The 11386-nt window shown below is 68.9% G+C and carries 9 protein-coding genes; 7 read left to right on the forward strand and 2 right to left on the reverse strand.

Translation table 11 applies throughout. The annotated features are described in order from the left end of the window. The first annotated feature begins 1 nt into the window (after nt 1). The 6 genes from ACVCAH_RS33615 (at nt 2) to ACVCAH_RS33640 (ending at nt 5886) form a co-directional block, all read left to right on the forward strand. The gene (locus ACVCAH_RS33615) at nt 2–916 is read left to right on the forward strand and encodes a 1-phosphofructokinase family hexose kinase (RefSeq protein WP_447140271.1); all 915 of its coding nucleotides are present in this window, start codon (nt 2–4) and stop codon (nt 914–916) included. Continuing rightward, nucleotides 916–1809 carry a class II fructose-bisphosphate aldolase gene (locus ACVCAH_RS33620; RefSeq protein WP_447140272.1) on the forward strand — a complete coding sequence of 298 codons (894 nt, stop codon included), beginning with the start codon at nt 916–918 and terminating at the stop codon, nt 1807–1809. Before ACVCAH_RS33615 ends, ACVCAH_RS33620 begins: the two co-directional genes overlap by 1 nt. 151 nt (nt 1810–1960) lie before the next feature. Continuing rightward, nucleotides 1961–3193: an extracellular solute-binding protein gene (locus ACVCAH_RS33625; protein ID WP_447140273.1), complete on the forward strand. Its 1233-nt coding sequence runs from the start codon at nt 1961–1963 to the stop codon at nt 3191–3193. 31 nt (nt 3194–3224) lie between these two features. Beyond that, entirely contained in the window at nt 3225–4151 is a 927-nt protein-coding gene (locus tag ACVCAH_RS33630; RefSeq protein WP_447140274.1) for a carbohydrate ABC transporter permease, read from the forward strand. 5 nt (nt 4152–4156) lie between these two features. Next, a complete protein-coding gene (locus ACVCAH_RS33635; RefSeq protein WP_447140275.1) occupies nt 4157–5056 on the forward strand; it encodes a carbohydrate ABC transporter permease in 900 nt (299 codons plus the stop codon). 41 nt (nt 5057–5097) lie between these two features. Then, complete coding sequence (locus ACVCAH_RS33640; RefSeq protein WP_447140279.1) at nt 5098–5886, forward strand: DeoR/GlpR family DNA-binding transcription regulator; 789 nt, start codon at nt 5098–5100, stop codon at nt 5884–5886. Nucleotides 5887–5979: 93 nt separating this feature from the next. On the opposite strand, the gene ACVCAH_RS33645 is transcribed toward ACVCAH_RS33640, so the two are convergent. Next, nucleotides 5980–8331 (reverse strand): family 20 glycosylhydrolase, encoded by a 2352-nt coding sequence (locus tag ACVCAH_RS33645; protein ID WP_447140276.1) that lies wholly within the window; start codon nt 8329–8331, stop codon nt 5980–5982. A gap of 1317 nt (nt 8332–9648) precedes the next feature. Between ACVCAH_RS33645 and ACVCAH_RS33650 the strand changes: the two genes are divergently transcribed. Next, nucleotides 9649–10221 carry a DUF1152 domain-containing protein gene (locus tag ACVCAH_RS33650; RefSeq protein WP_447140277.1) on the forward strand — a complete coding sequence of 191 codons (573 nt, stop codon included), beginning with the start codon at nt 9649–9651 and terminating at the stop codon, nt 10219–10221. 61 nt (nt 10222–10282) lie between these two features. Here ACVCAH_RS33650 and ACVCAH_RS33655 read toward each other — a convergent pair whose 3' ends face one another. Further along, entirely contained in the window at nt 10283–11278 is a 996-nt protein-coding gene (locus tag ACVCAH_RS33655) for a hypothetical protein (protein ID WP_447140278.1), read from the reverse strand. Nucleotides 11279–11386: the final 108 nt, after the last annotated feature.

Raw genomic sequence — 11386 nt, forward strand, 5'->3', positions numbered from 1 at the left:
GATGATCCTCACCGTCACGCTGAACGCCGCGCTGGACGTGACGTACCGCGTCCCCGCTCTCCTGCCCGGCACCACGCACCGGGTCGCCGAGGTGGCCGAGCGGGCGGGCGGCAAGGGCGTCAACGTCGCCCGCGTTCTGCACACCCTCGGTGACCCCGTCGTCGCCACCGGGCTGGCGGGCGGTGCCTGTGGCGCGCGGATCCGATCCCTGCTCGCCGGCGAGGGGGTACGGGAGGAGTTCGTGCCGATCGCGGCCGAGGCCCGGCGCACAGTGGTCGTGGCCGAGCCGGACGCGGCGACCGGGTTGTGGGAACCCGGGCCGACGGTCACCCCGGGCGAGTGGGTCGCCTTCCTCAGCCGCTTCACCGACCTGGTACGCGGCGCGGAGGTGGTGGTCCTCTCCGGCTCCCTGCCGCCGGGCGTGCCGGTCGACGCGTACCGCGGGCTGATCGAGATGGCCCGCGACGCCGGCGCGCGGACGGTGCTCGACAGCAGCGGTAACCCGTTGCGCCACGGCCTGGGCGCTGGCCCGGACCTCGTCAAGCCGAACGCCGAGGAACTCGCCGGCCTCGTCGGGCGCCCGCTGCCCCGGCCGGCCGAGGCCGCCGACGCGGTACGCGCTCTCGCCGCGCGCACCGTCGTGGCCTCGTTCGGCCCGGACGGACTGATCGCGGTCACCGAACGGGGCGCCTGGCAGGCGTTTCTGCCGGATCCGGTGGCCGGCAACCCGACCGGGGCGGGGGACGCCTGTGTCGCCGCGCTGGCCCACGGCATGATCCACGACCAGCCCTGGCCGGAGCGGCTCGCCGACGCGGTGGCGCTGTCCGCGGCGGCGGTCCGGGCGCCGGTGGCGGGAAGCGTGGCCCTGTCCGACTACCGGCGGCTGCGCCGGGCTGTGACCATCAAGGAGTTCTGATGCCGCTGGTACCGACCGGACAGATCGTCGCCGCGGGTCCGGTCTGCGCGTTCAACGTGATAGCCCTGGAGCACGCCGAGGCGATCGTCGCCGGTGCGGAGGCGGCGGGGCGACCGGTCATCCTGCAGGTCAGCGAGAACGCGGTACGGTTCCACGACCGTCGGCTCGCGCCGATCGCCGCCGCGACCCGGGCCGTCGCGGCGACGGCCACCGTGGACGTGGCGCTGCACCTCGACCACGTCGTCTCCCCCGACCTGTGGCGCCAGGCACCGGAGCACGGCTTCGGCTCGGTCATGGTCGATGCGTCTCGGTTGCCGTACCGGGAGAACGTCGCGTCCACCCGGGCGGCGGCCGAGTTCGCCCACGCCCGGGGACTGTGGGTGGAGGCCGAGTTGGGCACGGTCGGCGGGAAGGACGGCGAACCGCCGGTGGACCCGCACGCCCCCGGTTCCCGTACCGACCCGGCAGAGGCGGTGTCGTACGTGAAAGAGACCGGTGTGGACGCCCTCGCCGTCGCGGTCGGCTCCACGCACGCCATGACCACCCGCAGCGCCGTACTGGACCATTCCCTGATCGGGCGGCTGCGGGCCGAGGTCGCGGTGCCGCTGGTGCTGCACGGCTCGTCCGGGGTTCCCGACGAGGAACTGCGCCAGGCCGTCGTCGGCGGCATCGTCAAGGTGAACATCGGTACGGCGCTGAACGTGGCCTTCACCGCACGGGTGCGCGGCACCCTGGCCGCGCAGCCGGAGACGGTCGACCCGCGCCGGTATCTGGCGCCGGCGCGGGAGGCAATGGCCGAGACCGTGACCCACTTCTGCCGAGTCGTGGCGGGCGAGCATGCCGGATCCACAAGGGTCGGCCTCGGCGGGGCATCGGCCGTGACCGAATCGTGAGCAGTTGGTCTTGACGCGTATTGGCGAGCGTCGCAGAATCCCAGAAGCAGCACGATCATGAAAGGTTCACGGGCTAACCAGTCAGGAATGAGCAGCAACCCTTACAGATTCGATCAGGGCTGTTGATGTTCCATCCACGGTGGAGGCTGAAGTGAAACGGTTCCTGCGCCTGTCGGCGGCATTCGCGCTCGCCGCCTTGACCTTGACCGCCTGCGGTTTCGGCGGCAACGACGAGGCGAGCGGCGACAGCAAGACCCTGTCGCTGCTCGTACCCAGCTACAGCAACGGCACCAAGGCCCTCTGGGAGGGCATCATCGCCGACTTCAAGGCAAAGAACCCGGATATCACCGTCAACCTCGAGATCCAGTCCTGGGACAACATCAACGACGTCATCCGTACCAAGGTGCAGGCGAACGCGGCACCGGACATCCTCAACATCGACGCGTTCTCCGGCTTCGCCTCCGACGACCTGCTCTACCCCGCCGCCGAGGTCGTCTCCCCTGGCACCCTGAGCGACTTCCAGGATTCCTTCGCCAAGAACGCCTCGATCGACGGCACGATGTACGGCCTGCCGATGATCGCCTCGGCCCGTACCCTCTTCTACAACCAGGACCTGCTGACCAAGGCCGGGGTGGCCAACCCTCCGGCGACCTGGCAGGAGCTGGAGGACGCGGCGAAGAAGATCAAGAACCTCAACGCCGGCGTCTACGGCTACGGCATGCCGCTGGGCAGCGAGGAAGCCCAGGCGGAGACCTCGATCTGGATCTTCGGCAACGGCGGCTCGTGGAACGAGGGCGACATGATCACCGCTGACAACCCCCGCAACCTCGAAGCGGTGCAGTTCATGAAGCGGATGATCGACGCCGGGCTGACCCAGCCCGACCCCGGCGCCAGCGACCGCACGCCCATGCTGGACGTGTTCATCCAGGGCAAGATCGCCATGGCGGTCGGGCTGCCCCCCACGGTCGGGCAGATCGCGCAGAAGAACCCCAACCTCAAGTACGGGACCGCGCCGATCCCCACCCGTGACGGACAGTCGATGACCCTCGGGGTGGCCGACCACCTCATGGCGTTCAAGAACGACGGCAGCAAGCAGGAGGCGATCAAGGCCTTCCTGGACTACTTCTTCAGCGCCGAGGTCTACAAGAAGTTCGTCGACACGGAGGGCTTCCTACCCACCACCAAGTCCGGGGCGGAGGCGCTGAAGGACAAGAAGGAGATCGCCAGTTTCCTGCAGGTCCTGCCGGGTGCGAAGTTCTACCCGAGCACCAACCCCCGCTGGGCGGCAACCCAGGGCGCGATCCAGAGCCAGATCGGCCAGATCGGGCAGGGCAAGGACCCCAAGACCGTGCTGGCGGACATCCAGGCCAAGGCCGACGCCTGACGGCGCCCGTACCCATCTCCGCGAGGACACGATGAGCGAGCAGACCAGGCAGGTGCCGGCGCCGACCCGCAGGTCCGCGCGACCGGCGCACCGGGAGTTGGCGACGGCCCTGCCCTGGCTGCTGCCCGCGCTGAGCCTGATCCTCACCATCGTCCTGTTCCCCGCCGCCTACATGGTGTGGACGTCCTCCCGGGACGTTTCTCAGGCCGGAATCGACCGCGGCCCGGCGGGGCTGGACAACTACACCGCACTGCTGAACCTGCCCGCACTGGGCCGGGTGTTCGGCAACACGGTGATCTGGGTCGTCGGCGTGGTCCTGGTGACGCTGCTGATCTCCCTGGCCCTGGCGCAGTTCCTGAACCAGGCCTTCCCCGGCCGGCGCCTGGTCCGGCTGGCGGTGATCGTGCCGTGGGCGGCCAGCGTCGTGATGACCTCGACCGTCTTCTACTACGCGCTCGACCCGTTCTACGGCATCGTCAACCAGTTCTTGGTCGACCTCGGCGTCCTCGACGCCGGGTTCGGCTTCACCCGCCGACCGGTGCCCGCGTTCGTGGTGTCGATGGTGGTGGCCGTGTTCGTGTCGCTTCCGTTCACCACCTACACCATCCTCGCCGGGCTGCAGATGGTGCCCGACGACGTGGTCGAGGCGGCGCGGATGGACGGCGCCGGGTCCGGCCGCATCTACCGCAGCATCGTCCTGCCGATCCTGCGGCCCGCGATCGCCGTCGCGGTCCTCATCAACATCATCAACGTCTTCAATTCCCTGCCCATCCTGCGCACGATGACCGGCAGCATCCCCGGGTACGACGCGGACACCACGACGACGCTGATCTTCAAGTACATCCAGCAGGACCGTCAGGTCGACCTCGCGAGTGCGCTCAGCGTGGTCAACTTCCTGGTCGTCCTCGCGGTGATCGGCATCTACCTGGCGGCGCTGCGGCCGATGAGAGACGAGTAGCCGTGGTGACGACGACCCGCGAGACGACCGGCCGGCAGGTCAGCCCGGGCGCGGCCAAGGGGCGCCGGGGCACGCGCCCCCGGGGCGGCCGGCGCTGGCTGAAGACGGGCGCCGGTGCGGTGGTGGCGCTGGTGTTCCTGGCGCCGTACCTGGTGATGCTCATCGGATCCTTCAAGCGGCACGCGGAGATCCTGCGCATCCCGCCCACCTACCTGCCGACGGAGTGGATCCCGAGCAACTACGGCACCATGTGGTCCACCCCGGAGACGCCGCTGCCGTACAACCTCGTCTCCACCCTGATCATCTCCGTCTGCGGGACCCTGCTGGTGCTCGCGGTCGCCCTGCCCGCCGCCTACTACACGGCCAAGCACCGGTTTCCCGGCCGTGGGGTGTTCCTGCTGCTCGTGCTCGCCACCCAGATGCTCCAGCCGACCGTGCTCGCGCCGGGACTTTTCCGTCAGTTCCTGGCGATCGGCATCGACGACACCTGGCTGGCGATGATCCTCGTCAACGCCGCCTTCAACCTGAGCTTCGCCGTATGGATCATGCACAGCTTCTTCTCCGGCATACCGAAGGAGATCGACGAGGCGGCGATGATGGACGGCGCCGGCAAGCTGCAGACGCTGCGCCGCGTGACGCTGCCGCTGGTGTGGCCCGGCATCGTCACCGCCATCATCTTCACCTTCGTCGCCTGCTGGAACGAGTTCGCGGCGAGCCTGGTCATCCTCACCACGGCGGAGAACCAGCCGCTGTCGGTGGCGATCACGAAGTTCGTCGGCCAGTACGACTCGGCCTGGCACTACGTGTTCGGCGTCTCCATCGTTAGCATCATTCCCGTGGTCATCCTCTTCGCGGCGGTCGAGAAGCGCCTGGTCGCAGGTCTGACGGCCGGAGCCGTCAAGTGACATCCACCGAGACCACCACGGGCGCCGCCGCACCGGGCGGGATGGCCGACCGGGCGAGCCGGCTGCAGGCGTTGCTGGAGATCCTGGCCGCGCGGGGCGGCCGGCTGTCGGTCGTCGAAGCCGCCACCGCCCTGCAGGTCTCCGAGGCGACCGTCCGCCGTGACTTCACGGCCCTGGCCGAGCAGCACCTGGTCACCCGTACCCACGGGGGAATCGTGGCCAGCTCGGTCGCCTACGACCTGCCGGTCCGTTACCGGTATCGCGGCGACGACAGCGCCAAGGAACGCATCGCCGCCACCGCCGCCGAGCTCATCGAACCGGGCAGCGTCGTGGGATTGAACGGGGGCACCACGACATCGGCCACCGCCCGGCACATCGCGGCGCGACCCGACCTGACGCAGGCCACCCACCGACCGGCCCTGACGGTGGTGACCAACGCACTGAACATCGCCACCGAGATGGTGCTGCGGCCGTACCTGCGCACCGTCATCCTCGGCGGGGTCGCCCTGCCCCAGTCCTACGAGCTGACCGGGCCGCTGACCAGCATGGTCATGCAGTCCCTGTGGCTGGACGTCCTCATCCTCGGCGTCGACGGGTTCTCCACTGAGGGGACGTCGTGCCATGACGAGAGCGAGGCGGGCATCGACGCGTTGATGGTCAGCCGGGCCCGCCAGGTGGTCGTCGTGGCCGGCTCGGAGAAGCTCGGCCGCCACTCCTTTGCCAAGATCTGCGACGCGTCCGCCGTGGACACCCTGGTCACCGATGACGCCGCTGACGAGAAGGTCGTGGCGGATCTGCGGGCAGCCGGCCTCACCGTGCTCCTGGCCTGAAGCGCGCACCGCCGCCCCGCGATCGTTTGACCCCACGGAACCGAGGGGGCATGCCCCGTGGACATGCCCCCTCGTTCGTCCGCTCCGAAGCCGTTAGCGCATGTCCGCTCCGATCTCGGCGGCCGCCGCCCATGGACCGCCGTTGATCTCGCTCAGCGCGACCAGGCGAACGTAGCGGGCGTCGCGTTCGGCGAACGGCACCCACTTCTCACCGCTGCCCGGGGCGAAGGTCCCGCTGGCCACCGGGCTCCCCCAGGTGGCGCCGTCGGTGCTGAGGTAGACCTCGAACCGGCTGATCGTGCCGTTGACGCCGTTCTGCCGAGGCAGGTAGCGGACCGCGCAGACGGCGTCGGTACGGCCGAGGTCGACCTGGATCTCGTGCGGGTAGCCGGGCCGGGAGCCGCTGTAGCGGGTGTGCCAGATGGTGTCCGCATCGGCGTCGATGGCGTTGGTGGCCGCGCCGTTCTCGGCCGCGGTCTCCTCGCTGTCGGCGTACACGACGGCCGTCGGCGTGGTGGCGTCGGGGGAGCAGGACAACCGCAATGGTGCCTGGTACCGCACCTCGCCGGTGCTGCCGTCCGGCGCCTGCCAGGTGACGCTGGCCCGCGAGCGGGTTTCCCGAGCCGCCCCGGCATCCGCGAAAGTCACGGCGTACGACACCTGCCGGGTCTCCCCCGCCGGCAGCCGCGGCAGTTTGGCGCTGCCGGGCTCCACGGCGCTGCCGCCTTCGACGGCCAGGTCGACGACGACGTCGGCGAGCATGGCGGTGCTGCGGTTGGTGACAGTCACCGTGACCGTGGCCGTGCCGTCCTCGGCGTAGACGACCTGCTCGTCCGTCGCGACCGTCACCGGGGCGGGCACACCCCAGGCCACTTCCGGAGACCGGTAGAAGTTCACCGACATCGCGTCCCAGCGGGGCCCGTGTGCGCCCAGTCGCAGCCGGTACTCGTCCCACGAGCGTCCCTGGGCGCCGGACCAGCCGCGCTCGGCGACACCGGGGATCCGGGGGAACGCCAGGAACTCGACGTCGTCGATGTCCTCGACCGTCTCGCCCCACAGCGGCGCCTCCACGCCGAGGATTCGCGCGGGATCCAGGCCGGTCGCGAAGCTGCCCGGGTCCCACTCGTAGCCGTCCCGCACGCTGGTGTAGCCGGCCCAGCTCAGCCCGATCGGGGTGCTCGCGTCGTACTTCATGTCCAGGTAGACCTTCTGCGCCGGTGACATCACCACCCCCAGGCCCTTCGCGGCGGCCTGCCGCGCCTCCGCCGCGGTCCACCAGTACTGCGCGGCCGAGGGCGATCCGACGTCGGCGCCGCTGACCTCTTCCCAGCCGATCATCTTCTTGCCGTGCCGGTTGACGATGTCCTCGACCTGGTTGATGAACCGTACGTAGTCGTCGTGCGGGGTGACGTGCGCCTCGTCGCCGCCGATGTGGATGTACTGCCCCGGGGTCATCGCGGCGAGTTCACCGATCACATCGTCGACGAACTCGTACGTGATCGGCTTGTCGATGCAGAGCGAACTGAACCCCACGCTGGTGCCGGTGTACAGCGGCGGGGCCACACCGTCGCAGTTGAGTTCGGCGTACGACGCCAGGGCCGCGTTGGTGTGGCCCGGCATGTCGATCTCGGGTACGACGGTGATGTAGTGCTGCGCGGCGTACGCGACGATGTCGCGGTACTGGTCCTTGGTGTAGTAGCCGCCCGGCCCGCCGCCGACCTCGGTGCTGCCGCCGTAGGTGGCCAGCCGCGGCCAGCTGTCGATCTGGATCCGCCACCCCTGGTCGTCGGCCAGGTGCAGGTGCAGCGTGTTCATCTTGTACAGCGCCAGCAGGTCGATGTAGCGCTTGACCTCGGCGGGCGTCAGGAAGTGCCGGGCCGGGTCGAGCATCGCCGACCGCCAGCCGAAGCGGGGCTGGTCAACCACGTGCACCGCCGGGATGGTCCACGGTCCCGGCTGCTCGCTGCCCGCCTCGATCCCGGCCGGCAGCAGCTGCCGCAGGGTCTGCACCCCGCGGAACAGACCCTCGGCCGTGCCGGCCCGCAGAAGAACACGCCCGGGTGTGACATCGAGCCGGTACCCCTCCCGGCCGAGCTCCGCGTCGTCATCGATGTGTAGGGCGATCGCGCCGGCCTCGGCGGTGGCCCGCTGGTCGGCGACGGGAAGCGGGTAGCCGGTCGACGGCCGCAGCAGACCAGCCAGGTAGTCCCCCACCGCCAGCGCGTCGTCCGGGCCGTGCACGACGACCCGGGTGGACGGCGTCAGCGAGAACGACTGACCGGGCACGGCGGTCAGCGACGTCGGCTCCGGGATCACGGCCGGTACGGTCACCGGGGCCGTGCCGCGGTCCATCGCCGCCACCGCGGTGTGCGGCAAAACGGCGGCTCCGGTGGTCGCCAGCGCCAGCGCGGCCCCGGCGAGCAGTCTCAGGAATCTGTGTGGCATCGGACCTCCTCGTTGGGCAGGCGTTGTTTCACCACGTCGCAGGATGGGCCGGGCGTCGCACCCGGCCGCGCTGACGCCGCCGCGGGCAACCGCCACCGGGAGCGGAACAGTCACCCGGAACGCGGCGGGGTGATGGCGAGAGGGCTCCTGCCCAACCTCGGCCGCCTGCTGAGCGTTTGTGATCGGTCTGCTGCCACGTTAATCGGATTCAATCAGGCGGCGCAATATACAGATGTAACGAAGTATTGCTTTGCCGGGAGGCACCAGCGCCACCGGGCTAGCAACCGGTCCAGCTTGGGGCGCTGCGGCAGCGGCGCCAGCTCGGAAACTGGGCGGTGACTCGCCGATCAGAGTCCAGTCGGCGATGATGCGGAGCCGAGAGCCGCGGCGAGGGCGACGAGCCCGCCAGCGGCCCGGCAGGCAGCCGTTGGGCGACGAACAGACCGCTCACGGACATGGCGGCGACGGTCAGGGCGCGGGCACCGGCGGCGCGCAGGGCTACTGCGGTGGCGAGGGCGATGACCAGCCAGATGGGCTGGGCGATCAGCGCGCGGGCCGACGTTGACACTCTCCTGCCCGTGACTCTCCGGCGACCGAAGAGCAACGGATCGGGCTGCGACCGCAGTTCATGATCCGCGCAGCGAACGACCTGCGGGAACAGTAGTGGTGCGCCTGATTCGGGGTGCCCGCCCCGAGGCCAGGATCGGGGGAGCAGTTTGGGAGCAGCCGGATGTACTGAACGGCCGTCAACTGCACCCAGCGGCGCTGAACAGCGCTCAACGGCACCCCTCCTACCTGCGATCTTACGTCTCCGCAGGTCAAAGCCCGGTGCGGCGTCCTGCTTCACACCGGAGTGCTCCGCAGTTTTAGGCAGCTGTCGATCGCCCTCTATGTCGCCTGGTAGGGGAGTGTGCCCAGGTCAAGGCGGTAAGGAGCTGCTGGATGCCTTGGCCTTGCAAGTGGGAGCAGGTTGGGTGCAGGTTGGCGAAGTGGTCACCGCTCTCGCAGTGCTCACCGAGTTCGGACAGAGCGGAGGGTTCTGACCTGCTGTGATGCAGTCGAGCGGTCTGGCGTGACCTCCCAGAGAACACCGAAGTGGTCAGGGTTTCGTTGCCCCTGCGGTCAACGGTCAGCGCCGTGAGTGGCTACTCGCCCGCTGTCCCAGCTCTCCGTTGCGCTCCCAAGGTCGATTGCACCCCTTCCTCGCACCGGACACCGACAGAACCACCAAACACCAAGGCAACAGCGTCTCCTCGAGTTGCTGTGGTGGTGCGGCATCGGCTTGCTGTGGCGGTGCCGTCTGGAGATCATTTGCGAATGAGGGATGGTGCGGGGTTGAAAGACCGGCAGCGGGACGGCGGGGATTCGCTGGCCACGCCGCCGTTGTTCGCCGCGCTGCGCCAGGCGAGCAGTGTCCTGATCGCCGGGGCAGGCGGTGGGTTCGACGTGTATGCGGGGCTGCCGTTGGCGGTCGCGCTGTGGGACGCCGACGTCAGTGTGCATCTGGCCAACTTGTCCTTCGCCGAGCTGGAGTTGCTTGACCGCGATGTGTGGCTGGCAGAGCACGTCGCCGCGGTGACTGCGGAGACCGCAGGGCTGGATGACTACTTTCCCGAAAGAGCTCTGGCCCGCTGGCTCGCCGCTCGGGACCTGCCAGCGACGGTGTACGCCTTTCCCAAGGTCGGGGTTCAGCCGCTGCGGGCGGCCTACCGTCACCTCGTCGCTCGCCTGAAGGTCGATGCGATCGTGTTGGTTGACGGCGGCACCGACATTCTGCTGCGTGGTGATGAGACCGGTTTGGGCACTCCGGTGGAAGACATGACGAGCCTGGCCGCCGTCGCCGGCCTCGACACCGGCGTCAAGGCGCTGTGCCAGTCGCCGCCGTGGTAACAGCAGCAGCCGCGAGCACCGCGGTACTGTACGCGCTCGGGCGCGGTCGGCCCTGGCTCTGTCAACGGCGACGAAACCTGTCCAACAGCGACCTTTGCCGCGGCGGTGGCGCGAGTGGTCCGCCAAGCGAGACGCTTCCATTGCCTGGCCACTCCTGGAATGCGGCGGTCAAATCCACTGCGTGGTTAAGGGTTTCGTTTGGCATGCCTGGGGTTATGTAAACCAGCTGCGCCACAGAAACGCCAATTGTGAGTGGTCTGGTCTCGGCCGCTTCACGCAACATCAGGTATCTGGTCTCGACCAAGCCGGCGACGTCTGAGCGGCATGCTGGGTCCACCCAAGCCGCTGTGATTAGCGCATAGAGCGCGGCTTCGGTAATCCAGTCCTCGACACCGTAGGCCAGCTCGATCAACATTTGTCGCCTGGTCGATGTCGGCCACGGTTGGTCCGGTCGATGATGCAGCAGGCCCAGGCAGCACCACGCCTGAATGTAGCGCTCCCACAAGCCTGGCAGGCGATCCCATCGGCCTGCCGGCATCTGCGGCGGATGAACCATGCTAGCCAGCAGGTCCTCTGCCTCAATGTCTGCAAGCGGCCGGGCCGCGTCATACATCATCGGCGGCGGCGCCCACGGCAGGCCAGCAAAGTGAGCTGCGATAGCGGCAGAACCAGCGGTGCTCGGAGGGCTCAACGCCGGCGACGCGTTGACACCGTCGAAACGCCACTGCGCAATGCCGGGCTTCAACGGTTTCCGCGGATCAGGCTGCCCGGGATCGCCCATAGCGATGACCGCCTTTGGCCACCAACGGCGGAAGGTGGTCAGGGCACTGGGCACCTCCATCGAGGAGATACCGAGCTCGCAAGGCATTGAGCGGGTCCTCGGGTCAGTCTGGGCGAGGATCTTGATGCACGACTCGGTGGCAGCCGGGACACGGCCGAGCCACGGCAAACCCTCGCAGCTGGTGACCAGCTCGAGACGTTCATGGCTTTGGGCTGGTTTGGCTCGTAGGCGATCAGCCAGAGCGATCAGGCTTTCCGCATTGATGTCTTCAGACATGTCGCCTCCCCGTGAACGCGCAAGGCAACATCTTAGGGCGCGTCTCATTTGGTGAGGCGGCGGTAGCAGATCAGGGTGCTCGCGATGGTGGCAAAGGCTTCGAAGTGG

Source organism: Micromonospora sp. LZ34 (genome assembly GCF_052981855.1).